This is a genomic window from Fulvimarina endophytica, assembly GCF_003403015.1.
In the GTDB taxonomy this organism is placed as follows: Bacteria; Pseudomonadota; Alphaproteobacteria; order Rhizobiales; family Rhizobiaceae; genus Fulvimarina; species Fulvimarina endophytica.
The window spans coordinates 1-24,759 of record NZ_QURL01000002.1; the positions used below are offsets into that span (position 1 = coordinate 1).

The 24,759-nt window shown below is 66.8% G+C and carries 19 protein-coding genes and 1 pseudogene; 13 read left to right on the forward strand and 7 right to left on the reverse strand.

From position 1 onward, the window contains the following. The 6 genes and pseudogenes from DYI37_RS03435 to DYI37_RS03460 all read right to left on the reverse strand — a co-directional run. A pseudogene (locus DYI37_RS03435) lies at positions 1–406 on the reverse strand (5-aminolevulinate synthase); the annotation flags it as partial. Next, positions 406–1,668 (reverse strand): geranylgeranyl diphosphate reductase, encoded by a 1,263-nt coding sequence (locus tag DYI37_RS03440; RefSeq protein ID WP_116681832.1) that lies wholly within the window; start codon positions 1,666–1,668, stop codon positions 406–408. The gene DYI37_RS03440 and the pseudogene DYI37_RS03435, both read right to left, overlap by 1 nt. Next, the gene (locus tag DYI37_RS03445; RefSeq protein WP_116681833.1) at positions 1,665–3,026 is read right to left on the reverse strand and encodes a BCD family MFS transporter; all 1,362 of its coding nucleotides are present in this window, start codon (positions 3,024–3,026) and stop codon (positions 1,665–1,667) included. The genes DYI37_RS03440 and DYI37_RS03445 overlap by 4 nt, the downstream gene beginning before the upstream one ends. Next, positions 3,023–3,940 carry a chlorophyll synthase ChlG gene (chlG, locus tag DYI37_RS03450; protein WP_116681834.1) on the reverse strand — a complete coding sequence of 306 codons (918 nt, stop codon included), beginning with the start codon at positions 3,938–3,940 and terminating at the stop codon, positions 3,023–3,025. The genes DYI37_RS03445 and chlG overlap by 4 nt, the downstream gene beginning before the upstream one ends. 187 nt (positions 3,941–4,127) lie before the next feature. Continuing rightward, entirely contained in the window at positions 4,128–5,561 is a 1,434-nt protein-coding gene (gene ppsR / locus DYI37_RS03455; protein WP_116681835.1) for a transcriptional regulator PpsR, read from the reverse strand. Between the two features lie 15 nt (positions 5,562–5,576). Continuing rightward, positions 5,577–6,470, reverse strand: coding sequence for a cobalamin B12-binding domain-containing protein (locus DYI37_RS03460; RefSeq protein ID WP_158555071.1), 894 nt, complete (start codon positions 6,468–6,470; stop codon positions 5,577–5,579). A 420-nt stretch (positions 6,471–6,890) separates the two neighbouring features. Between DYI37_RS03460 and bchF the strand changes: the two genes are divergently transcribed. From bchF to puhE, 13 genes are all read left to right on the forward strand, one after another. Next, positions 6,891–7,454 carry a 2-vinyl bacteriochlorophyllide hydratase gene (gene bchF / locus DYI37_RS03465; RefSeq protein ID WP_116681837.1) on the forward strand — a complete coding sequence of 188 codons (564 nt, stop codon included), beginning with the start codon at positions 6,891–6,893 and terminating at the stop codon, positions 7,452–7,454. Next, positions 7,451–8,746, forward strand: coding sequence for a ferredoxin:protochlorophyllide reductase (ATP-dependent) subunit N (locus DYI37_RS03470; RefSeq protein WP_116681838.1), 1,296 nt, complete (start codon positions 7,451–7,453; stop codon positions 8,744–8,746). Before bchF ends, DYI37_RS03470 begins: the two co-directional genes overlap by 4 nt. 12 nt (positions 8,747–8,758) lie before the next feature. Beyond that, positions 8,759–10,333, forward strand: a complete 1,575-nt coding sequence (bchB, locus tag DYI37_RS03475) for a ferredoxin:protochlorophyllide reductase (ATP-dependent) subunit B (protein ID WP_116681839.1) — start codon at positions 8,759–8,761, stop codon at positions 10,331–10,333. Then, positions 10,305–14,087, forward strand: a complete 3,783-nt coding sequence (locus tag DYI37_RS03480; protein ID WP_116681840.1) for a magnesium chelatase subunit H — start codon at positions 10,305–10,307, stop codon at positions 14,085–14,087. Before bchB ends, DYI37_RS03480 begins: the two co-directional genes overlap by 29 nt. Beyond that, the gene (gene bchL, locus DYI37_RS03485; protein ID WP_116681841.1) at positions 14,087–14,998 is read left to right on the forward strand and encodes a ferredoxin:protochlorophyllide reductase (ATP-dependent) iron-sulfur ATP-binding protein; all 912 of its coding nucleotides are present in this window, start codon (positions 14,087–14,089) and stop codon (positions 14,996–14,998) included. The genes DYI37_RS03480 and bchL overlap by 1 nt, the downstream gene beginning before the upstream one ends. A gap of 8 nt (positions 14,999–15,006) precedes the next feature. Continuing rightward, positions 15,007–15,711, forward strand: a complete 705-nt coding sequence (bchM, locus tag DYI37_RS03490; RefSeq protein ID WP_116681842.1) for a magnesium protoporphyrin IX methyltransferase — start codon at positions 15,007–15,009, stop codon at positions 15,709–15,711. Beyond that, positions 15,708–17,171, forward strand: coding sequence for a BCD family MFS transporter (locus tag DYI37_RS03495; RefSeq protein ID WP_245413763.1), 1,464 nt, complete (start codon positions 15,708–15,710; stop codon positions 17,169–17,171). The genes bchM and DYI37_RS03495 overlap by 4 nt, the downstream gene beginning before the upstream one ends. A 17-nt stretch (positions 17,172–17,188) precedes the next feature. Further along, positions 17,189–17,968: a photosynthetic reaction center subunit H gene (puhA, locus tag DYI37_RS03500; protein ID WP_116681843.1), complete on the forward strand. Its 780-nt coding sequence runs from the start codon at positions 17,189–17,191 to the stop codon at positions 17,966–17,968. Next, positions 17,965–18,630: a photosynthetic complex putative assembly protein PuhB gene (gene puhB, locus DYI37_RS03505; RefSeq protein WP_116681844.1), complete on the forward strand. Its 666-nt coding sequence runs from the start codon at positions 17,965–17,967 to the stop codon at positions 18,628–18,630. The genes puhA and puhB overlap by 4 nt, the downstream gene beginning before the upstream one ends. Next, positions 18,627–19,124 carry a photosynthetic complex assembly protein PuhC gene (gene puhC / locus DYI37_RS03510; protein ID WP_116681845.1) on the forward strand — a complete coding sequence of 166 codons (498 nt, stop codon included), beginning with the start codon at positions 18,627–18,629 and terminating at the stop codon, positions 19,122–19,124. Before puhB ends, puhC begins: the two co-directional genes overlap by 4 nt. After that, a complete protein-coding gene (locus tag DYI37_RS03515) occupies positions 19,124–19,426 on the forward strand; it encodes a hypothetical protein (RefSeq protein WP_116681846.1) in 303 nt (100 codons plus the stop codon). The genes puhC and DYI37_RS03515 overlap by 1 nt, the downstream gene beginning before the upstream one ends. After that, positions 19,423–20,511, forward strand: a complete 1,089-nt coding sequence (acsF, locus tag DYI37_RS03520; RefSeq protein WP_116681847.1) for a magnesium-protoporphyrin IX monomethyl ester (oxidative) cyclase — start codon at positions 19,423–19,425, stop codon at positions 20,509–20,511. The genes DYI37_RS03515 and acsF overlap by 4 nt, the downstream gene beginning before the upstream one ends. A gap of 183 nt (positions 20,512–20,694) precedes the next feature. After that, positions 20,695–22,629 carry a putative photosynthetic complex assembly protein PuhE gene (puhE, locus tag DYI37_RS03525; RefSeq protein WP_116681848.1) on the forward strand — a complete coding sequence of 645 codons (1,935 nt, stop codon included), beginning with the start codon at positions 20,695–20,697 and terminating at the stop codon, positions 22,627–22,629. A gap of 495 nt (positions 22,630–23,124) precedes the next feature. Here puhE and DYI37_RS03530 read toward each other — a convergent pair whose 3' ends face one another. Further along, positions 23,125–24,513 (reverse strand): TrkH family potassium uptake protein, encoded by a 1,389-nt coding sequence (locus DYI37_RS03530; RefSeq protein ID WP_116681849.1) that lies wholly within the window; start codon positions 24,511–24,513, stop codon positions 23,125–23,127. Positions 24,514–24,759 lie beyond the last annotated feature (246 nt).

Genomic DNA, 24,759 nt, shown 5'->3' on the forward strand with positions numbered 1-24,759 from the left:
GGTCGGCGAGTTCGTGCTCGAGCTCGACCAGCGGATGGTTGGTGCCGGAGATGTTGCGCGTGCCGCCGGCGCCCGAGCCCATGGCGGTGACGGTGCGGGTCATGGCCTCGGTGACGGCCGCGTTCTGCCCCATTCCAAGATAATCGTTGGAACACCAGACGGTGATCTCGCGCGCCTCGCCCTCGTTGCGCCAGATCGCCTGGGGAAACCGGCCCGCAATCCGCTCCAGATCGGCGAACACCCGGTAGCGCTTCTCGGCGTGAAGGGCTTCGATCGCATGGGCGAAATGGCGGGCGTAATCGACCTCCGGGGGAAGTTCGACGCGCTCATATCCGAGCGGGCAGTTCGTCCTTGACGTCGCCGGCTTGCGGGACAGAGTTGCGGCCTCGGTCTTCGTCGCGTGCATCAGGCCGTTCTCCATCCGAGATAGTGTCCAAGATTCTGCCAGAGGATCCGCGCATGGGCGGTCGGACTGGCCTTCGACATGCGCTTGTGCATGTAGGATTCCCAGGTCAGGCGCTGGACGTCGGGATCGCGGCAGATCGAGACGAACCGTTCGCGCAGCCAGTCGGACCGATACCAGACACTTTGAAGCATTCCAAGAATCATGAAGATCGTCCCATGGTCGCCCATGAAGATCTTGCGGGCACGGGCGAGCTCGGACGCCTCGCCGGTGCGCAGGAACGCAATCCCGCAATCGGCGACGATCCGGGCGCTTTCCATGGCATAGTAGATGCCTTCGCCCGAGGCGGGTGCGACGACGCCTGCCGCATCGCCTGCCACGATCACGTTGCGCCCGTCGTCCCAGCGCTTCATGGGCTTGAGCGGGATCGGCGCGCCCTCGCGCCGCACGGTGCCGGCCATCTCATAGCCGGAGGCAGCGCGCAGATCCGCGACCGCCTTGCGCAGGCCGTAGCCCTTCTTCGCCGTTCCCGTGCCGATGCTGACCGTCTTCCCATGGGGAAACACCCAGCCGTAGAAATCCGGCGAGATCGCACCCTGATAGAAGACGTCGCACCGGTCGGCGCGCGCCATGGGACACTCGGCCGCGCCGCCGTCCGCCTCGACGATCTCGTGATAGGCGAAGACGGATTTGGGTTGCTTCTGGTTGGGCAGGGCCTTCTTCGCGACCGCCGAGCGGGCGCCGTCCGCACCGATGACGAGACGCGCCCGTACGCTGTGGAGCGAGCCGTCCTCAGCCTTGTAGCTGATCTGCCGTCTGCCGGTCGGACCATCGGCCAGATCGTCGAAGACGCCGGTGATGCGCACGACGCCGCGCGCCGCCGCGCGCTCGCGCAGCCATTCGTCGAATTCCTCCCGGTCGACCATGCCCACATAGCCGCCGTCGATCGGCATATCGACGGTCTTGCCCGACGGCGCGATCATGCGCGCGGAGGAGATGCGGGCCTTCAGGAGATGCTGCGGGATGGCGAAATCCTCGATCAGCCTGGGCGGGATCGCCCCGCCGCACGGCTTGATGCGGCCGCCGCGCTCGATCATCGCCGTATGGAAACCGGCCTCGCGAAGGCGCAGGGCGGCGGTCGCTCCGGCCGGCCCGCCGCCGATGACGACGGCATCGAAGTCGTCGATGCCCGGTCCCGATGCCCCGGCCGTCTTCGGCGGGGTTTCGGACGTCGGTCGGAGGTCTGTCCTCGTCGTCGTCGTCATGCCGCATATCCCGAAAGGTTGGAGGGGGCGAGAGACCGGCTTTCGGTCCCTTGCGCAGCCAAGCCGACGCAGCGCCAGGCAAGGACGGCCGAGACGAGGAAGCCCACACATTCGGCGAGGAAGACCGCGCCATAGGCATCCGCGCTCGATCCCGTCGCATGTTGGGTGATGTCGACCACGGCGGTTCCGGCAAAGCCACCGAGCGCGAAGGCGATCGCCTGGGCCGCGCCCCACAATCCCATCCGGATTCCGTGGCGCGGCGAGGCCTCCCTACCGGTTCCCGAGGCAAGGCCCATCATCGAGCCGATGGCGGCCACGGCGAAGAGGCCGTTGAAGAATCCGAGGGTCGCGACGGCCTCACTCAGCGGGAAGCCCGTACCTGTGCGCGAGGCGGCGAAGAGGGCGCAGAAGGCGGCGGCCGAGCCGATGCAGCCTGCCACGCACAGAAGCCGTAGAAGGCCGGGATAGGCCTTGCCGAAGGCAAGACCCGCAAGGGCGACCGCGATCATGCCGATCAGCGTGCCGCCATGCTGCATGCCGGAAAGCTGCGTCGTCTCGCCCGGCGTCATCGCGAAGACGAGCCCCGCGAACGGCTCCAGCACGAGATCTTGGGCGCTGTAGGCGAACATGGAGACGAAGACGAAGATCGTGAAGCGGCGCGTGGCCGGCTCGCGCCAGACCTCGGCGAGGGTCGCCGAGAAGACCGGCGCCTCGTCCGTGGCGGGCGCGTCCGCGCCGAGGGCGGGCACGGAGGCCTCGACGCCGCGTGTGGCAAGAGTTCCGATGGCGAGCGCCAGCACCGAGACCACCGCGGTCACCTGGAGAAGGCGCAGGTCGGAGAAGGGATCGAGGAAGCTGCCGGTAAGGCCCGCGGTGATCGCGAAGCCGGCGATCATCAGCGTCCACATCAAGGTCGCGGCCGGTCCCCTGCGATGGGGCGCGGTTCCGGCCGCGGCGAGCGCCAAAAGATTGGTGCCGGCGGCGCCGACGCCTGCGCCGATGAGGACGAAGGCGAGGGTCGCGAGCGAGAGGCCGGCCGGGCGGTTCGAACCGGAAAGCCCGGTGGCATAGGCCGCGAGCACCGTTCCGGCGGCGAGAACCGCAAGGCCGCCGACGATCCAGCGGGTGCGGTTGCGGCCGCGATCGGCCCTGTGGCCGAAGGCCGGCCGGGCCATCTGCACGACGTAATGAAGCGCGACGAGCGCGCCGGGCACCATGGCCGCGAGCCCGTGCTCGACGACGAGAACGCGGTTCATGGTCGAGGTGGTGAGGACCACCATGGCGCCGATCGCCGTCTGGACGAGGGCGAGGCGGAAGATCTGGCCCCAGGTGAAACCGGACGTCGCGGGCCGGCTCATGCGAGCCCCAGCGAGATGGCCGCGATCATCATGCCGAGAACGTAGAGGCCGGTGCCGGTTGCGTTGTAGCGGATCGCTTCGCCTGCGGGATCGGCGAGAAAGCGGGGCATGAGGGCGATCTGGCCTGCAAGGAGGAGCGCGACGCCGATGGCGGCGAGGACATGGCCGAAGGCGAGAAGGCAGGCGACGACGAGGACCTGCGCCCCGGCCATGACGGCACAGGCGATCCGGCTCGCGGGCCCCGGGCCGTAGCGGGCCGGCAGGGTGCGGATGCCGAAGCGCAGATCGCCTTCGATGGACTTGAAGTCGTTGAGGGTCATGATGCCGTGGGCGCCCAGCGAATAGAGAAGCGCGAGGAGGACGGTCTCGCTCGAGGGAAGCCCCTGCGCGACGAGCGCGGCCCCGGTGATCCAGGCCAGACCCTCATAGGAGATCGCGACGCTGGCATTGCCGTACCAGCCATTGGTCTTGAGGCGCAGCGGCGGTGCGCTGTAGGCCCAGGAGAAGGCGCAGCCGAGCGCCGCTGCGGCAAAGACGACCGGTCCGAGAAGCGAGGCCAGAAGCAGCGAGCCCGCCGTCCAGCATATCGCGATCATCAGGCCGGAGCGTCCGGGAAGCCGGCCCGAGGGGATCGGGCGATGGGGCTCGTTGATCGCGTCCACATGGCGGTCGAACCAGTCGTTCACCGCCTGGCTCGCCCCGCACAGCATGGGGCCGGCGAGGATCAGGCCGAGCAGCACGTCGCGCAGGACCGCCATCGGGTCCGTGCCGGCGGGCATGCTGCCGAGCGCCGAGATGCCGCCGCATGCGAACGCCCAGACGGGTGCGAACCACGTGACGGGCTTGAGGACCGCCAGCAATGCCGAGGCCTTGATGCGCGATGCTCTGGGAAGGGGGGCAACGGTTCGGCTCATGCCGAGGATGCTAGGTCCATTGGACCTTACATGTCAACTAAACTTGACAGGTTCTAAAGCGGCATGCCCGATTGCGTTCCGCAATCCGCGAGAACGCGGCGATCACCAATGCCTTAAAGGCGGCAAAGCCATCCCCGGACACTCACGAGCGCCTTGCGAGAGAAGGAATTTACGGCAAATCCGCCGGTCAGCGCGCCTCGCCGGCTTCGCCGATAATGCCGAAGCGGCGCAGCTTGGTGTAGAGCGCCTGCCGGCTGAGGCCGAGGAGTTCGGCGGCCGAGGCCCGGTTGTCACCGGTCAGCTCCAGCGCGGCCTCGATGCAGAGACGTTCGATGATATCCGTCGTGTCGCGGACGATCTCACGCAACGGCATCTGCCCGATCAGGCCCACCATGTCGTTGGCGGGGCGCATTTCGGGCGCTGCCTGCCCGGCCTGGGGCAGGGCGCCGCGCTCGCTGCGGCGGATTACCAGCCCGTAATGGCGGCCGTCTTCCGTCTCGAAGGCGGAACCGCCGATCTCGATGGGAACCGGCATGCCGTGATCGGGGCGCATGGTCGTCGAGAGGCTGCGCACCGTGCCCTGATTGTCGATGGCGTTTCTGAGAACGCGCATCTCGACGCCCCGATGGCCGATCCGGTCGCTCTGATCCTGATCGATGATCTGCGCAAGATCGGGCGCCTGGACGAGGTCGAGATAGCTCTGATTGGCCGTGCGCACCCGCATCGCGTCGTCGAGCACCACCATCGCGTCGGGCGAGGCGCAGACAAGTTCGCCGAGGAGGTTTTCCGCGTCGCGGGCTTGGCTCGCGGCCGTGGCGGGCAGGGCGGTCCCGATCTGCAGGGACAGGCGCGACTGGCCGAGATGGCGGAAGAACCGCACCGCGACTGGGGCGGCGTCTCCCTCGCTTGCGCGCCAGCGCAGCATGCCCTGCACGGTCTGGCCCGACGAATAGGCGCCGGCGATCATCCGGTCGAAGTCTTCGAGGGAGGTCTTGGCGAACAGAGTCTCGACCGACATGCCCTTCGGATTGGCCGCGCCGAGCCCGTTGCGGGCGGCTGCGTTCGCCTCGACGAGGGTCCGGGTCGCCGGATCGACGACGAGATGCCAGGCCGCTCCGGTCTCGAAGAGGATGCGGTACTGCGCCTCCACGGTGCGCAGGCGCTCTGCTTCGTGCTCGTAGGAGAGCTGTGCCGAGATGAGGCGCTGCTGAAGGTCGGAGACCGATCTCAGATCGCGCCCGAGCGCGACGCATCCCCTGTCCCGCTCGAGCGGCAGGATCGTATAGCTGACGGGCAGATCGGGCGCGCCGGGAATGGCATGGTTGATCTCGCGCCGCGTCTCGTTCTGCCGGTCGATATCGCCGAGCAGGCGCTTGGCCTTCAGGCGGCTTTCGCTCGTCACGATGTCGACGAAGGGGCGGTCGATCCAGTTTCGATAGACGTCGGGCGGGCAGACGTCCTGCCGCATGGCGATATCGGTGACGACACCCTCACGATCGATGAGAAGCGCGAAGTCGGCGGTCGCCGTGACGAGCGAGGCGATCAGTCCGGGATCCAAATTGGCGAAAGACCGATCGGGATTGGAGAATGCCCGTCCGCCTTCTGCGAAATTTACTCCCATGACGTCCAGATCCGTTCAGTGGGCCTCGCGAGAGATCGATCTCTCGACGGCGGGGGCGAGAAGGTTCCTGATGTCTTCGATCGCGCTGCGTCCATCGGTCACGATCAAATCGGCGCCGATATCATGTAGCGACTCGCTCCCGCTCTTGAAAGCCCATCCTCCGACCATGATCGCAACATGCCTGTTGAGACTGGCCGAGCGCAGGTCGCCGATGAGCCGCGCAAGGTGCGGCGCGGTCCTGTCGCTGTTGCAACTCAGTCCGATCGCGGCGTAGGCGCGCGCGCCCGCCATCCGGCAGAGATCCTCCGCGCTCGGCGAAAGCATCGTGTCCGTGCCGTAGCCCTCCTCGTTCAAAAGGCCGGACAGGGCCGATGCGCCGAACACGTGCTGGTCGCCGGGCATGGAAGCGATGAGAAGGGAGGAGGTGCCGCCTTGCGGCCGCACTGTTCGGGACAGGAGATCGGTGACGGCGACCTGCAGCCTGCCGGTCACGAGGGTGACTTCGGCAAAGCTCATCTCGTCGTCCGCCCAGGCCCTGCCGATCTCGTCTGCGACGGGAACCACGATCTGCTCGATGATGGAGCGAAGGGTGAGACCCTTGCCGTGCAGATGGAGAAGGAGCGCCCGCTGGTCGTCCGTGCGGCCCGCAAGGACGAGCCGGCGCAGACGCTCGACCGCGGCGCCGACCGACAGAATGTCCACCCCGTTCGAGGCGATGGTCTCGTCCACCGCCCGCCCATGGGCTGCGGCCGGCGGGCTCGTGAGCCGATGGGCATAGAGGCGCGGTATGACGGCCCGGCGCACGGCCTCTTCCAATCCGCAACCGGCGTTGAGGAAGCGTTCCGCGTCCGGGCCGGCCGCGGACATGCCGTCCGATTCCTGCCGCGCGGGCCGAGGCGCCGTGCTCATGTCAATCCTGCTTGACTTGTCCCGGGGGTCGTTCGGGTAGCGATCGGAGATAGCGATGTCGCCATCATGGGTTATGTAAGCCATGCGTGCTTCCCCTCCCATCCAGCTATCGATACACGGAGACCGAACGCGCTGCGAAATTGGCGGCTTCGATAACAACTCTCCCGATCGAAGCGGCGATGATCCGAGGCAAAGCTCAGCATTCCGGCGATCTGCGGCCGAGGCGGAACGCTACCGAAGTGCCGCGTTCGTGACCGCCCTGCCGTTGAAAGTCGATCCTCGCTCATTACGCGAGGCCGCGCAAGGCGGCGTGCGGCGTTTTCCCTGGAACCAAGCCAAACTGGATCGCGACGGGATGGCCGGGAGCCAAGTGTAAAGTCAACTTGACAGTGCTCGGTGCGGAGGTTCAGAGTGCCATCCATGTCGAGCCTCGAAACCAACGCCTCACGTTCGAACGGTCATGGTCCAGGCCTCCTCACCGATGGTCGCGGCCGTGGGCGCGGACTTTACTCCGCCGTCGAGCGCCGCAGGCGCGACGGCACGCGCTGGACCCTGGTTCAGGGCGTTCTAGCGCCGGTCCAGTTCCTCGTTTTCCTGGTTTCCCTCGGTCTCGTCGTCAGGGCCATTCTCACCGGCGAGGGGCATGGTGCCGCCATGGCCTCCGTCATCGTCAAGACCCTCGTCCTCTACACGATCATGGTCACCGGCTCGATCTGGGAGAAGGTGGTCTTCGGAAAGTGGCTGTTCGCGCCGGCCTTCTTCTGGGAGGACGTCGTCTCCATGGGCGTCATCGCCCTCCATACGGCCTATGTGGTGATGGCGCTCGCCGGCTACGGCACCGCGACCGAGCAGCTTCTCGTCGCTCTCGTCGCCTATGCCGCCTACGCGATCAATGCCGCGCAATTCGTTCTCAAGCTGAGGGCCGCACGCCTCGAAGGGGTGCCCGCGACCGCCGGTGCCGGTGCGCGCGAGGTGCCGGCATGAGCGGAACGGTCTCCCTCCTTCCCGAGCGCGCGACGGCGAAGGCCGGCTGCACCGAGCCTGCGGTCATTCGCGAACGCGGCCAGCACGAGGTGTTCTGCGGCCTGACCGGCATCGTCTGGATGCATCGCAAGATCCAGGACGCCTTCTTCCTCGTCGTCGGCTCGCGCACCTGCGCCCATCTGATGCAGTCCGCCGCCGGCGTCATGATCTTCGCCGAGCCCCGTTTCGGAACGGCGGTCATGGAGGAGCGCGATCTCGCCGGCATGGCCGATGCGAACGAGGAGCTCGACAAGGTCGTCTCGCGCCTTCTGGAGCGCCGGCCCGATATCAAGCTTCTCTTCCTCGTGGGCTCCTGCCCGTCCGAGGTGATCAAGCTGGACCTGTCGCGGGCCGCATCCCGGCTGTCGGCGCAGTATTCGCCGGATGTGCGCGTCCTCAACTATACCGGCTCAGGCATCGAGACGACCTTCACCGAGGGCGAGGATCGCTGCCTTGCGAGCCTCGTTCCCGAACTTCCGCAGTCGCGGTCCAAGGCGCCCGAGCTCCTCGTCGTGGGCGCGCTCGCCGATGTGGTCGAGGATCAGTTCGCCCGTCTCTTCGGCGCCATGGGTCTCGGCAAGGTCGCCTTCCTGCCGCCGCGCCGCTCGCGCGATCTTCCGGCCGTCGGCCCGAACACGAAGATGCTGCTCGCCCAGCCCTTCCTCGCCGAGACGGCGCGGATGCTCGGCGAGCGCGGCGCCACCCATATCCCGGCCCCGTTCCCTCTCGGCGCCGAGGGAACGACCGCCTGGCTGAAGGCCGCCGCCGATGCGTTCGGCGTCGATCCGATGACGTTCCGCTCGGCGACCGCTTCGGCCGAGGCGCGCGCCAGGCGGGCGCTGGAGCCGTTCCGCGAGACGCTCGCCGGCCGGCGCATCTTCTTCATGCCCGACTCCCAGCTCGAGATCCCGCTCGCCCGGATGCTGTCGCGCGAACTCGGCATGGAGCCGGTCGAGATCGGGACCCCCTTCATCCACAAGGCGCACTTGTCGGAGGAGCTGGCGCTCCTGCCCGAGGGCGTGACGCTCTCCGAGGGGCAGGACGTCGACCGCCAGCTCGACCGTGTCCGCGCCGCGAGCCCGGATCTCACCGTCTGCGGTCTCGGTCTCGCCAATCCGCTGGAGGCCGAGGGTCTGACCACGAAATGGTCGATCGAACTCCTGTTCACGCCGATCCAGGGCTACGACCAGGCGAGCGATCTCGCCGGCCTCTTCGCGCGCCCGTTCGACCGGCGCACGCGGCTTCGGGTCTGAGGAGGAGCGGAGATGCAACTGACCGTCTGGACCTATGAAGGACCGCCCCATGTGGGAGCCATGCGCGTGGCGACTGCGATGACGGACGTGCACTACGTTCTTCACGCGCCCCAAGGCGACACCTATGCCGATCTGCTCTTCACCATGATCGAGCGGCGCGACAAGCGCCCGCCGGTGACCTACACCACGTTCCAGGCCCGCGATCTCGGCTCCGATACCGCCGAGCTGTTCAAGTCGACGCTGATCCGGGCCTATGAGCGCTTCCAGCCGGCGGCGATGCTCGTCGGCGCCTCCTGCACGGGCGAACTCATCCAGGACGATCCGGCGGGGCTTGCCAAGGCGGCCGCGCTGGATTGCCCCGTCGTGCCCCTGGAACTGCCCTCCTATCAGCGCAAGGAGAACTGGGGCGCGGGCGAGACCTTCTACCAGATCGTCCGGCACCTTTCGGGCGAGCCCGAGGCCGGAGAGAAGCCCGCCAGAGCGCGGCCTTCCTGCAATATCCTCGGGGCCACGGCCCTCGGCTTCCGGCACCGCGACGACGTGACGGAGATTTCGCGGCTGCTCGCCGAGACCGGGATCGACGTCAACGTCGTCGCGCCTCTGGGCGCGAGCGCTGCCGATATCGCCCGCCTGAAGGATGCCGATTTCAACGTCGTTCTCTATCCCGAGATCGGCGAGCAGGCGGCCCGGCTCCTGAAGAAGACCTTCGGCCAGCCCTTCACGACCATCGTGCCGATCGGCGTCAACGCGACCCGCGAATTCCTGGCGGAGGTGAGGGGGCTCGCGGGCCTTCCGGCGAACGAAGCGAATGGTGCGACACGGCTTCCGTGGTTCTCGCGCTCGGTCGATTCCAACTACCTCACGGGCAAGCGCGTCTTCGTCTTCGGCGATGCGACCCACGCCGTCGCCGCCGCACGCGTTGCGAGCGAGGAGTTCGGCTTCGAGGTCGTGGGTCTCGGCACCTACAGCCGCGAGCATGCGCGCTCGGTGCGCGAGGCGGCGAAGTCCCACGGCCTCGAGGCGCTGATCACCGACGATTATCTCGACGTCGAGGCGGCGATCGCCGAGGCGGGCCCCGAACTCGTCCTCGGCACCCAGATGGAGCGCCACATCGCCAAGCGGCTCGGCATCGGCTGCGCGGTCATTTCGGCGCCCGTCCACGTCCAGGACTATCCGGCCCGCTACTCGCCCCAGATGGGTTTCGAGGGTGCGAACGTCTTGTGGGACACCTGGGTCCATCCCCTCGTCATGGGTCTCGAAGAGCATCTGCTCGGCATGTTCCGGGAGGATTTCGAGTTCACGGACGATGCCCTGCCGTCGCATCTGGGCCCCGGCGCGCGCGTTTCGGCCGAGAGCGAGGCGATCCGGGTCGCTGCGCCCGCGCCAATGCCTACGGAAGCCGCCGCACGCTCCCCCGAAACCCGGACCAGCCTGTGGGCCGGGGATGCGGAAGCCGAACTCAAGAAAATTCCCTTCTTCGTGCGCGCAAAGGCCCGGAGAAACACGGAGAAATTCGCAGAAGACCGTGGTCTGACCGAGATTACCGTGGAGACGCTTTATGACGCCAAAGCCCACTTTGCGCGCTGAGGGCGCGAGCGGTTCGGCCGGCCCGGTCTCGAAGGAGAGCGCCGGCCCCCGTCTCGTCGTCGTCACGCTCGACAGCCATATGGGCGGCGCCCTGTCCGTCGCCCGCGAACGGCTCGCCGCCGAGATCCCCGGTCTCGTCATCGGCTTCCACGCCGCGACCGATTTCGATCGCGATCCGGCGGCGATCGATGCCTGCATCCGCGATATCGAGGCGGCCGATATCGTCTTTGCGTCCATGCTGTTCATGGAGCCGCATATCGCCCCGATCCTGCCGGCCCTGAAGGCTCGCCGCGAGACCTGCTCGGCGTTCTTCGGCATCCTGTCGGCGGGCGAAGTGGTCAAGCTCACGCGCGCCGGAAAGCTCGACATGGGCCGCGAAGCCGGCGGTGTCCTGAAGCTCCTGAAGAAGCTGAAGGGCGACGGCAAGAAGGACAGGCCGGCGTCCGGCGCAAGGCAGATGACGGTGCTGCGCCGCCTGCCGAAGATCCTGCGCTTCATTCCGGGCACCGCCCAGGACCTGCGTGCCTATTTCCTGACCCTGCAATACTGGCTCGGCGGCTCCTCGGAGAACCTCACCAACCTCATTCGTTTCCTCGTCTCGCGCTATGCGCCGGACAGGAGCGCCCTCGGCGCCGACCCGCTGACGGCGCCCGAGCCGATCGAATACCCGAATGTCGGGCTCTACCATCCGCGTCTTCGCGGTCAGATCGCGACGCGGCTCGAGAGCCTGCCGAACCGGGGGCAGGGGGCGAACGGCACGGTCGGCATCCTCGTCATGCGCTCCTACGTGCTCGCCGGGGACACCGCCCATTACGACGGCGTCATCGAGGCGCTCGAGGCCAGGGGTCTGAAGGTCGTTCCGGCTTTTGCCAGCGGTCTCGACTCGCGTCCGGCGATCGATGCCTATTTCAAGACGCCCGACGGAAAGCCGGCGATCGACGCGCTCGTCTGCCTCACCGGCTTCTCGCTGGTGGGCGGTCCCGCCTATAACGATGCGGACGCCGCGAAGACGGCCATGCGCGAACTCGACGTGCCGCTGATCGCCGGCCAGGCGATCGAGTTCCAGTCGCTGGAGGAGTGGCGCGCCTCCGCCGCAGGACTGTCGCCGGTGGAAGCGACGATGATGGTCGCCATCCCCGAAATCGACGGGGCGATCGGCGCGAACGTCTATGGCGGGCGCACGGCCGTCGCGCAGCCCTCCGGCCACCGGGCCATGGCCTGTGACAGGGGCCGGGCGGAGATGCTCGCCGGCCGGGCGGCGCGCCTCGTCGCGCTTCGCCGCAAGGCCCGGGCCGAGCGCGTTCTCGCCATCACCATCTTCAACTTCCCGCCCAATGCCGGAAGCGTCGGAACGGCGGCCCACCTTTCGGTGTTCGAGTCGCTCTTCAACACGCTGAAGGCGCTGAAGACCGAGGGCTACCGGGTCGACGTGCCGGCAAGCACCGACGAATTGCGCGAGGCGATCCTTCGCGGCAATGCCGAACGGACGGGCACGCCCGTCAACGTCCATGCGAAGATCCCGGCCGAGGACCATCTTCGTCGCGAGCGCCATCTCGCCGAGATCGAGGCCCAGTGGGGCCCGGCGCCGGGCCGTCATCAGAGCGATGGGGCGAGCCTCTTCGTCTACGGCCGGTCCTTCGGCAATGTCTTCGTCGGCGTCCAGCCGGCCTTCGGCTACGAGGGCGACCCGATGCGCCTTCTCTTCGAGCGCGGCTTCGCCCCGACTCATGCCTTCTCGGCCTATTATCGCTGGCTGCGCGAGGATCTGCGCGCCGATGCGGTTCTGCATTTCGGCACCCATGGCGCGCTCGAATTCATGCCGGGCAAACAGGTGGGGCTCGGCGAGACCTGCTGGCCGGACCGGCTGATCGGGGATCTGCCCAACGTCAATCTCTATGCGGCCAACAATCCCTCGGAAGGCGCGCTCGCCAAGCGCCGGGCGAACGCGGTTCTCGTCTCCCACCTCACGCCGCCGCTCGCAGAGGCCGGGCTCTACAAGGGCCTGATCGACCTGAAATCCTCGCTCGACCGGCTGCGCCGCCTCGAACCGGAGGCCGAAGGCGAGCGGGAAGATCTCCTTGCCCTGGTGGCCGATCAGGCCGGTCTGCTCGATCTCGACTTCGCTCCGGGCGAGACGGGGATCGCCGCGCTCTCGGCGGGGCTGTTGGAACTCGAGGCGACGCTCATCCCGAACGGGCTCCACGTTCTCGGCCGTCCCGCCTCGCGCGAGGACCGCGCCGGCTGGCTGAAGGCGGTGGCCGAGGCCCAGATCGGAACGCCGATCACGCCCGAAAGCGCGATGCGGATCGCGGACGGCGAGGCGGAGGGGGCGCTCCGGTCCGAGCCGGCCTTTGCAAGCCTTGCGGCCGAGGATCCGGCAAAGGCGAAAGAGGTCGTCGAGACCCTCCGCAATCTCGCCCGCGATCTGACCGCCGACCACGAGACGCCAGCCCTCATGCGGGCCCTCGATGGCCGCTATATCGAGCCCGTTCCGGGGGGCGACATCCTGCGCAATCCGGCGGTCGTTCCGACCGGGCGCAACATCCACGGCTTCGATCCCTTCCGCATTCCGAGCGCGTTCGCCGTCGAGGAAGGCCGGCGCCAGGCCGATCGCCTGCTCGAACGCCATGCGGCCGGTGGCGGCGAACTGCCCCAGACCGTCGCCCTCGTCCTTTGGGGAACCGACAACCTGAAGACCGAGGGCGTCTCCCTGTCCCAGGCGCTCGCCCTGATGGGAGCGGTGCCCCGTTTCGACAGCTATGGCCGCCTCGCCGGCGCGAAGCTCCTCTCCCTCGAAGAGCTCGGACGCCCGCGTATCGACGCGCTGGTGACCCTTTCGGGCATCTTCCGCGATCTCCTGCCGCTCCAGTCGAAGCTCGTCGCAGAAGCGGCCTGGCTTGCCGCCACCGCCGACGAGCCGGACGAGATGAACTTCGTCGCAAAGCATGCCCGCGCCCATGCGGCGGAAGCTGGATGCGATATCGAGACGGCCTGCCTTCGCGTCTTCGCCAATGCCGACGGCGCCTATGGCTCGAACGTCAATCTGATGATCGATGGCGGATCCTGGGAGGAGGCGGGCGAACTCGCCAACGCCTATACCCGCCGCAAATGCTTCGCGATCGACCGGACGGGCAAGACCAGCGAGCGGCGCGCGCTTCTGACGGCGGCCTTCAAGACGGTGGATCTCGCCTATCAGAACCTCGAATCGGTGGAACTCGGCGTCACCACCATCGACCACTATTTCGATACGCTCGGCGGCGTCAGCCGCGCGGCCTCCGAGGTTCGCGGCCGTCCGGTCCCGGTCTATATCGGCGACGACACGCGCGGAAAGGGCACCGTTCGGACCCTTGAAGAGCAGGTCGCGCTGGAGACCCGCACCCGCGCGCTCAATCCCAAATGGATCGAAGGCATGCTCGCCCACGGCTATGAGGGCGTGCGCCAGATCGAGAACCATCTCACGAACACCTTCGGCTGGTCGGCGACCACCGGCCAGGTGAGCCCGTGGGTCTACAAGCGCTTCGCCGAGACCTTCGTGCTGGACGCCGAGATGCGCGAGCGTCTGGCGGCGCTCAATCCCACGGCGTCCGCCCGCATGGCCGAACGTCTGCTGGAGGCCGACGAACGCAAGTTCTGGCGGCCGAGCGATGCCGAACGCGCAGCGCTCCTCGATGCGAGCGCCGATCTCGAAGACCGGCTGGAGGGCATCCTGCCCCAGCCGACGGACAAACACACCAAGGAAATGGAGGCTGCGTGATGGCCGGTCTGAAGACGACGCTGCAGCTGCCGGGAACCGTCTATCGCCGCGAGGACGGCGAGGGGTCGGTCCAGGTGAAGATGAACACGGGCCCGAAGATCGACGGCGCGAAGGTGTTCGCGGTCTACGGCAAGGGCGGGATCGGCAAGTCGACCACCTCCTCCAATCTGTCGGTCGCCTTCTCCAAGCTCGGTAAGCGCGTGCTGCAGATCGGCTGCGATCCGAAGCACGATTCGACCTTCACCCTCACCAAGCGGCTGCAGCCGACGGTCATCGACATTCTCGAGACCGTCGATTTCCATGCCGAGGAACTGAGGCCCGAGGACTTCGTCTTCGAGGGCTATAACGGCGTGATGTGCGTTGAGGCCGGCGGGCCGCCCGCGGGCACGGGATGCGGCGGCTACGTGGTCGGCCAGACGGTGAAGCTCCTGAAGGAGCATCACCTGCTGGAAGACACGGACGTCGTGATCTTCGACGTCCTCGGCGACGTCGTCTGCGGCGGCTTCGCGGCACCCCTCCAGCATGCCGACCGGGCCCTCGTCGTCACCGCCAACGACTTCGATTCGATCTTCGCCATGAACCGCATCGTCGCGGCGATCCAGGCGAAAGCCAAGAACTACGACGTGCGCCTCGGCGGCATCATCGCCAACCGCTCCGCCGGCACCGACGAGATCGATCGCTTCGCCGCCCATACGGGGCTGACGCGGCTTGCCCATTTCCCCGATCTCGACGCGATCCGCCGCTCGCGGCTGAAGAAGTCGACCCTCTTCGAGATGGAGCCCTCGCCGGAACTCGAGGCCGTACAGAACGAATATCTGCGCCTTGCCGCCACGCTCTATGCCGGCACCGAGCCCAACGAGGCCCGGTCCATGAAGGACCGCGAAATCTTCGACTTCCTCGGTTTCGAATAGGGACCCCGATGGGCGAGGCGATGACATACGAGACCCGGCGCTCCGAGATCGAGACCTATTTCGATCGCACGGCGGCCGAGACCTGGAAGAAGCTCACCTCCACCGCGCCGGTCGGCCGGGTGCGCGCCTCCGTGCGTGCCGGCCGCGACGCCATGCGCGAGACGCTCCTGTCCTATCTGCCGGCCGATCTTGGCGGCTGCCGCCTGCTCGATGCCGGCTGCGGCACCGGCGCCCTCGCCATGGAAGCGGCACGGCGCGGGGCCGAGGTGGTCGCGGTCGACCTGTCGCCGACGCTGACGGGCCATGCGGCCGAGCTTGCAGCGGCCGAAGGTCTCGGCGATCGCATCTCGTTCGTTGCCGGCGACATGCTGGACGAGCGGTTCGGGCGCTTCGACCATGTCGTGATGATGGACTCCCTCATCCATTACGAACCGGCCGATGCGGTGATGACCCTGTCGCGGCTGGCCGGCCGCACCGAACGCTCGCTCGTCGTCACCTTCGCGCCGAAGACGCCGCTTCTGGCCGCCATGCACCGGGTCGGCAAGCTGTTTCCGCGCGCGGACCGCTCGCCGGCCATCGTTCCGGTCGCCAAGGCTCGGCTGCTCGAGGCGATATCCCGCGAACCGGCGCTCGTCGCCTTCCGTCCGGGCCGCGATGCGCGGGTGGATACCGGGTTCTACAAGAGCCATGCCCTGGAGCTGAGACGGGCATGACCGTTCCGACCGATCTCGACCGGCTGAAGGCGAAGCGCATCGGGCAATGGCGCGCCCTCATGCCCTTCGCCGATATCGGCACGAACGAATTGCCGCTGCCGCGCCTGATGCGGCTGTCGCTGTTCCAGGTCTCGGTCGGCATCACCCTCGTGATCCTCGGCGGTACCCTCAACCGCGTGATGGCGATCGAACTCGGCATTCCGATCTCGCTGATCGCGGTCGCCATGGCCCTGCCGCTCGTCATCGCCCCGGCCCGCGCGTTCATCGGCTTCAAGTCGGACAACCGCCGGTCCTATATGGGCTGGCTGCGCACGCCTTATGTCTGGATGGGGGCGATGACCCAGTTCGGCGGGCTCGCGATCATGCCCTTTGCCCTCTTCATCGTCTCGGAGGGACAGTCGCAGGCCCTGATCGTCGGCCAGGCGGCAATGCTGCTCGCCTTCGTTCTCGTCGGCTTCGGCGTCCATACGGTGCAGACCGCGGGACTTGCGCTCGCCTGCGACCTTGCGACCGACGAGAAGCGTCCGCGCATCGTGGCGATGCTCTACACCATGCTGCTCGTCGGCATGTTCGGCGGGGCCCTGGCGATCGGTCAGCTGCTGAAGGACTTCTCCTATATCGGCCTCGTGCGCGTGCTTCAGGGGTCGGCCGTCCTGACGATCCTCCTGACCACGATCGCCATCTGGCAGCAGGAGCCGCGTCGGCGCGATCGTGAGCCGAGCCCGCAGGCGGCCCGCGACACACCGCGCTTCTTCACCGTGGTGCGCGAGCTTCTGGCGGGGCAGGCCGATCTGAAGCGCCTTCTTCTGGCGCTCGCCGTCGGGACGGCCGCCTTCGGCATGCAGGACGTGCTGCTCGAGCCCTATGGCGGTCAGGTCTTCGACATGGGCGTCGGCGCGACGACGCTCCTGACGGCGCTTCTCGCGGCGGGAAGTCTCGCGGGCTTCGCCCTCGCGGCCCGCCTTCACAGTCGCTGGAACGCCAATCCCAACGTGGTCGCCGCGATCGGGCTGATGGGCGGCATTCCGGCCTTCTCGCTGGTGATCCTCGCCGGGGCCCTCGGTTCGGTCGCCCTGTTCTCGGCCGGCGTCTTCATCATCGGCCTCGGCAGCGGTCTGTTCTCGGTGTCCATGCTCCTTGCCGTCATGCACCGCATCGGCCACGCCAAGCTCGGCTCGGGGCTCGTCCTCGGCATCTGGGGCGCCGTCCAGGCGGTCGCCATCGGCCTGTCGGTCGCCGCCGGCGGTGCCGTGCGCGATCAGGTCGCCCAACTCGCCGACATCAACGTGCTCGGCCCCGCATTCCAGGGCGCCGCGGCCGCCTACAGCGTCGTCTATCATCTGGAGATCGGACTTCTGTTCGCCGCTCTCCTCGTTCTCGGGCCGCTCGTGCGCCCGCAACTCCTGGAGCCGCGATCCGCCCCGACCGGGCGTTTCGGTCTCCCCGACCTTCCGAACTGACCAAGGAGTCAAGAGCCATGCCGACAGGAGCGTTCACCGAGCAGCTGGACTTGCCACTGCTTCTCGTCATCACGTTCTTTCTGTTCTTCCTCGCATTGGTCTTCTACCTGCGCGGCGAGGACAAGCGCGAGGGCTATCCCCTGGTCTCGGACCGCACGCGCGGAACCGCCAATCGCATGGCCGTGGTCGGCTTCCCGGGGCTGCCCAAGCCGAAGGCGTTCCTGCTGCCCGACGGCACCGTGAAATACGCTCCCCATCCCGAGAAGGAGCGCGAGCTGAACGCAGGCCCCGCCTACGCCTTCCCCGGCTCGCCGATCATTCCCCACGGCGATCCCCTTCTCGACGGCGTCGGTCCGGCGTCCTACGCGCTGAAGGCCGAGGAGCCCCTGCGCACCATCGACGGTCATCTCCAGCTCTCGCCCCTGCGCAAGAACCCGAACTACCATGTCGAATCGTCCGGTCCCGAACTCGTCGGCATGCCGGTCTATGCGGCCGACGGCGCGCCGGTGGGCACGGTCCGCGACCTGTGGGTGAACGAGATCGAATACTTCATCCGCTATGTGGAGATCGAGATGAGCGAGGGGGCGCCCGGCGGCGTCGTTCTGGCTCCCTTCGCCTTCGCCGACACCCGGAAGGGCCGGATGACCTTCGGCATGCTCAGCCGCGAACAGCTCCTTCGCGTACCGCCTCTCGGCAATGAGGAACACATCACGGCGCGCGAGGAAGATCGTCTCACGGCCTATTTCGCGGGCGGTACGCTCTATACCAAGAACGGCGCACAGGCACCCTTCCTATGAAACAGATCGAACTCGACGAAACCGCGGATATCCGGCCTGAGATCTCCGAAGCCGAGCTTCCGGAGGGCGAACGCATCCTGTGGCAGGGCAAGCCCGACTGGTGGCGCTTCGCCGTCAAGGCGTTCCGCATGAAATGGGTGACGGCGTATTTCGCCGTCCTCATCGCCTGGCGCATCGGCTCGGTCCACAACGATACCGGGTCCTGGGCCATGGGCTTCGCCCATGCGATGCCGCTCGTCATCGCCTTCTGCATCGTCGGCACGATCCTGATGGTCGTGGCGCTGCTCTATGCCCGCAGCACCGGCTTCATCGTCACGGATCGACGGGTGGTGATGCGCTACGGCGTCGCACTGCCCTCGCAGCTGAACATCCCCTTGAAGGATATCGAGGCCGCGGGCCTTCGCGTCTACCGTGACGGCACGGGCGACATTCCGCTTGTCCTGCCCAAGGGCTCGCGTCCGTTCTACTTCCAGCTCTGGCCGTTCGCGCGCCCGTTCAGGCTGCGGGCGGCCGAGCCGATGCTGCGCGCCATTCCGGACGCCGAAAGGGTCGCGGGCACGCTGGCACGGGCGCTTGCCGCGACCGGCGGCACCGCGCAGCTCGGTCAGAGCGTCGGGCAGGCCGGCGCCGAACCATACGGGTCGGAGGCCGCTCTCGCATGAGCCGCCGCCTGACCAGCGTGGACGGAAAGCCGCTGAAGTTCTATCCGACGCCCGAGCGTCCGATCCCCGCCGCGATCCTCGTCGCGGCCGGGCTCCTTGCGCTTTCGACCGTCGTCTTCGGCCTCGTCAGCAATCGAACCGGCGTCGGTGCCTTCCATACGCCGGCCATCCAGACGGTCGCCTCGCGGGCGCTCGCGCTCGACGACACCAATCCCGAGATCGCGGTCGTCAGCGACGCAAATACCGGCGAGAGGCTCCTCGAAGCGCCCACCGCATCGGGCGGCTTCGCTGTGGAGTCCTTGCGCAATCTGAAGCGTTACCGCACAATCAGGGGGGTGCCGGAAAGCGGTGCCTATACGCTGGCCCTCAAGGCGGACGGACGCCTCGTGATCGAGGACCCGAAAACCGGGCGGCTGGTCGAACTGAGGGCGTTCGGCAGAGAGAACACCGAGGTGTTCGCCGGATTCCTGAACTGGGAGGACGCGAAAAGCTGATGTTGCGAACCCTCTTCGGCGGAGCGGAAGAGACCGTCGACTGCACGGTCGAGATCTCCAACACCTTCGAGAGCCTGCATGCTCACGTCCGCTTCGATGGCGGCGTGACGGTGGGGCCGGGCGACGAAGTCGTGGTTCATGGTCAGCCGATCGCCGTTCCCTATGGTGACGAAGCCGAGTTTCGCCGGACGGCCACGATCCGCCGTGCGGGATGGATCGAGCGCACCTGGACACGGATGACCGGCGACTTCGAATTCATGGAGCTCTGCGAGTTCTCATTCTCCGAAAAGGCGACCCTATGAACGCTCCTGCAAAGATCGCGGGCGCACGCCCCTACGCCAAGCCGATCAACGAGACGACGAAGTCCGCCCAGGAAGACACGCTTCTCAGCCCGCGCTTCTACACCACCGATTTCGACAAGCTCGACAAGGTGGACGTCTCCGGCGTTCGTCCGCAATGGGACGCGCTGATCGCGGAGATGAAGGCCGATCCCAATCGCGGCCACTTCAAGCGCGACGAGAACTGGGACCGGATCGATCTCGCAGACCTGCCGGAAGGGCTGCGCAAGGAATTCGTCGATTTCCTCGTCTCCTCCCTCACGGCCGAGTTCTCCGGCTGCGTCCTCTACAAGGAGATGAAGCGGCGCGGGACCAATCCCGATATCTGCGAGCTCTTCTCCTATATGAGCCGGGACGAGGCGCGCCATGCGGGCTTCATCAACGACGCGCTCAAGGAATTCGGCATCGGGGTCAATCTCGGCTTCCTCACCCGCGAGAAGAAGTACACCTTCTTCCAGCCGAAGTTCATCTATTATGCGACCTATCTGTCCGAGAAGATCGGCTATGCGCGCTACATCACGATCTTCCGCCACTTGGAGCGTCATCCGGAGAAGCGCTTCCATCCGATCTTCAAGTGGTTCGAGAAGTGGTGCAACGACGAGTTCCGCCACGGCGAGGCCTTCGCGCTCCTGATGCGGGCCGACGACCGGGTGCTGAAGGGCCGCAACAAGCTCTGGATCAAGTTCTTCCTGCTGGCGGTCTTCTCGACCATGTATGTCCGCGACCATGCGCGGCCCGAATTCCACAAGGCCTTCGCGATCGATCCCAGCCAATACGGCATGACGGTCTTCCGCATCACGACCGAGATTTCCAAACAGGTCTTCCCGCTCGCCCTCGACATCGAAAATCCGAGGTTCCAGCGCGGGCTCGACCGGCTTCTTGCCGCAAGCCGGCAGATCGAGGCGGGCCGACGCGAAGGCGGCCTTGGCGGCAAGCTCAAGGTCGCGGCGGGCCGCGCGAGGGCGACGGCGATCTTCGCCAGCCTCTACGCCATGCCGGCGATCCCCAACGAGATCCCCGCGGACGGAACGCTCGTTCCGGCCTACTGAGGCGGCGGCAGCGCCGGCCGGATCCTCTGGCGGGTCGCCTCGGCGGCAACCGTTCGCGTCAGTGCCGGTGATCGGCCGCCGAACGGAGCTTTTAAGCCTATCGCGGGGGCAGGGGCGGCCTTCGCGACCTGCGGCGCGACGACACGTCGCCCGAACACCCCATTGCATAAGGGACGATCTCCAATGACCGAATATGTCCTCCCGGCCCTCTTCGCCCTCGTCGTCTGGTGGGCCTCGACCGTCGTGATCATCTATCTCGACGGCCTGCCCCAGAAGACGTTCAAGTATTCCATGATCGGCGCGACCGTCGTCTTCGCGCTCTCGCTCTGGGGTCTGGAATGGTCGGCCCGCGATACGAGCGTCACCGGCGCCTATTACGCCTTCACCTTCGGTCTTCTCGCCTGGGGCTGGCAGGAGATGAGCTTCTACATGGGCTATGTCACGGGCTCGCGGAAACAGCCCTGTCCGGAGAACTGCCGGGGCTGGCCGCATTTCGTCCATGCCGTGCAGACGAGCCTCTATCACGAGCTCGCCATCATCGTCGCGGCCGTCGCGGTGGTCTGGCTGACATGGGGCGCGCCGAACCAGATCGGCATGTGGACCTTCATGGTGCTGTGGTGGATGCACCAGAGCGCCAAGCTCAACGTCTTCTTCGGCGTGCGCAATCTCAACGAGGAATTTCTGCCGGAGCATCTGGAATTCCTCAAGGGCTTCCTCAACAAGCGCTCGATGAACCTCCTCTTCCCGTTCTCCGTCACCATTTCGACGGTGATCACGGTTCTGCTCTTCGCCTTTGCCTTCGCCGAGGGTGCGACGGCCTTCGAGAAGGCTGGCTACACCTTCCTCGGCGTTCTGATGGCGCTTGCGATCCTGGAACACTGGATGCTCGTCCTGCCGATGCCGGCCGGGGCGATCTGGTCCCCGGCGCTGAAGTCGCGCGGTGCCCGCAAGCCCTTCGCCGTCGAGATCGTGGTGGGCTTCCTCGGTGCCGGCAAGACGACCACGCTTCGCCGCATGCTGAACGAGGCGAACCCGGCGGAAAAAACGGTCGTCCTCGTCAACGATTTCGGCGAGCTCGGGATCGACGGGTCGCTGCTCTCGGGGCAGGGGGCCGATGTGGTGGAACTGCCGAACGGCTGCATCTGCTGTTCCCTGCGCAAGGATCTCTCGGCCCAGCTGCGCGAGGTCGTGGCGACCATGGCGCCGGACCGGGTCATGATCGAGCCCTCGGGCGTTGCCGATGTCGCCTCCCTTCTCCAGGTGCTGGCAGCCCCCGAGATCGCGACGAACGTGAAGGCGACGAAGCTCTTCACGGTGATCGATGCCGGGGCGTTTCTCGGCGATTACGCCCGTATGCCCGAATACTTCGACATTCAGGCACGGATCGCGCCGGTCTTCATCCTCAACAAGATCGATCTCGTCTCGCCGAGCGAGCTTGGCGCCGTGCGCGAAACGCTGATCGCGCTCAATCCCAAAGCGAAGATCCTGCCGGCCCGCTACGGGGCGGTTGAGGAAGAGCTCGCACCGAACCAGGCGATCTATGTCCACGCGGCCGCTTCCGAGTTCGAGGACGAGGATCAGTACGGTCACGCTCATGCGGGCCATCACGACCATGGCCACGGTCACGAGCACGCGGGCCATCACGAGCACGATCACGATCACGACCATGGTCATGCCCACGGCCACGGCCACGGGCACGGGCACGGGCATGATCACGGGCATCATCATGGTCAAAGCCATGGTCACGGCCATCGTCATCCCGAGCCGGGCCTCGGCCTCGGCTCCTGGAGCCGCGCGCTGACGCGGCCGATCGGGCCGGACGAGCTCGCCGCCCGTCTCGATCAGGTGGCGCGCGGCTATGCCGGACGGGTCGATCGGATGAAAGGGATCGTGCGCTCGGGCGAGGGGTGGATGCGCTTCGACATCGCTGGTGGTCGCCCGTCCATGGCGGTGCACATCCCGGCCGTCAACGAAACGGCTCGGGCGCTTGCCATCGGCAAATCCCTCGATCTCGCCAAGCTCGACCGTCTGTTCGAGATTCCGGGCGAAGCCCGCCAGACTGTCGAGGACGAACGCCCCGACACCAGCTTCGGTGCCACTCCGGCCTTCGCCGGCTGACCGAAGGACCGGCACGGACGAGACCGGACGATGAGGACGGCGTGGTGACGGCCGTCCGGTCCGGCATCTGAGCCGGTCGGGAGTCCGCTCGGCGATCGCTTACTCGAGCCGATGGGCCGGCTTCGGGATCCGAGCCGCACCCCTCTTCGCGTCCCGTGCCATCGGATCATCCGGAACCGGAAGGCGTAGCTGCGCCCGATGCCGCGGCGTATCGGTAGATCAGGCAGGATCGGGTCCCGGCGGGACGGATCGTCCGACCCACACTCCAGCATCCCATGCCCTTACGTGTGCGCCGCACTGCATGTCAGTGCCTCGGCTTCGTGCCGGGCGTGCGATGGGGTCTGGACCCGCTCGCCCCCGTCCGGGGGCGGGTGAGCGGCCTTGCCGAGAGCTTTGAGCGGCACGCCCGAAGCGCCGAAGCCTCGAGCCCAGCCGAACCCGTCTCCCGCCTCAGCTCTTCGAGCCCGTCCTTATGATTTCTCCTCCCGCTGATCGTCAGATCGCGAGATCGTTGTCGCTTTCTTCCTCACGCGTCTCGTCGGGGATCGCGAGGGCCAGGCCGAAGGTGAGAACGCCGAGGCGCCCGATGATCATCAGGCCGATGATCGTGAGCTTGCCGAGATCCGACAGATCCCCGGTGATGCCGTGGGACAGCCCGACGGTGCCGAGGGCCGAGACCGCCTCGAAGAGAAGCGCGTTGAAGCTCGCGCCGAACTCGGTGAGGAACAGGATGAAAAGCGCGACGCAGATGCAGCCGAGATAGCAGCAAAGGGTCGTCGCCGCGAGGTTGAGCTGGGTATCGGGCACCGTGCGCTTGAAGAACCGCACGCTGTCGCGGCCCTTCAGCGTCGATCGCACAAGCGCGATGAGCGCGGCGAAGGAGGTGGTCTTCATGCCGCCGCCCGTTCCCGAAGGCGACGCACCGATAACCATGAGGACAAGGAGCACCATGATGACGGCGTTCGAGATCGTCGACATGTCGATGGTGTTGAAACCGACCGTGGTCGAGGCCGTCATGGCCTGGAAGAAGGATGTCAGCAGCCTTTCGGCGGGCGGAAGGCTCGCCACCGTCGGCTCGGCGAGGAAGATGAGGAGGGTGCCGAACCCGATCAGGATGGTCGTCATGCGCAGGATCACCTTGCTGGTGAACCCGAAATGGCTCGCCCGTCCCGCAAAGCGCCGGACGGCATCGGCGATGATGATGAACCCCATCGAGCCGGCAATGCTCAGCGCCGAAATGACGAGGAGAATGCCCGTATTGTCGGAGAAGCGCATGAAGCTGTCGGAGTAGAGCGCGAAGCCGGCCGTGCAGAAGGCCGAGATCGAATGGAAGATTGCGCTCCACAGAGCGTCCTCGACGCCGTAGAGGCGGAAGAAGACGTAGAGGGCGGTGGCGCCGACGATCTCCGTTGCGAAGGTGAAGAAGACGACCGAGCGGATGAAGAAGGCGGGCGTCATGTCATGGGGCAGGGGGAACGCGGCCCGCGTCGTCTTCTCCTGCGTCTCGCTCATATTCGTGTGGATCGCCAGGAAGGCGAAGGAACTCAGCGTCATATAGCCGAGACCGCCGAACTGGATCAGGATCAGAATGACGATCTGACCGATGAAGTTGTAGTTCGTTCCGATATCCACCGTCGAAAGACCGGTGGTTGACACGGCCGAAACGGCGACGAAGAGATTGTCGAGGGCCGAGACGGTTGTCTCGCCGTGGGAGAGCGGCAGGCTCAGGAGGATCCATCCGAGGATGATGTAGGACAGATAGCCGAACATCAGGAGCCGCGCGGGGCCCGCCCGCTCGCGCGTCACCTCGGCCGTCGTCTCCTTGATGGGCAAGGCACCCTTAAGGGCGTCGACCGCCTGGTCGAAGCTCATCGGTAATTTCATGGAAGTCCGTCCCCTGTTTGCCGACAAATTATGCCGGGGCGACCGGCGAGCAAGATCACCGACGGGGGGCGCCGGGCCATCTTTCGTCTGGTGGTTAGCGGCCCCGCATGGGCACGATCTCGCATGCCTGCCCGCAAGGTTCCGAAGCGTGTGGGAAGGCGGCGTTTCGCCGTAAGGAACGCGATGAAGCTTCCCGTTTCGGCTGATCCGTTAAAGGCGAACGATACGCCGCCAGACTCGCTGCGA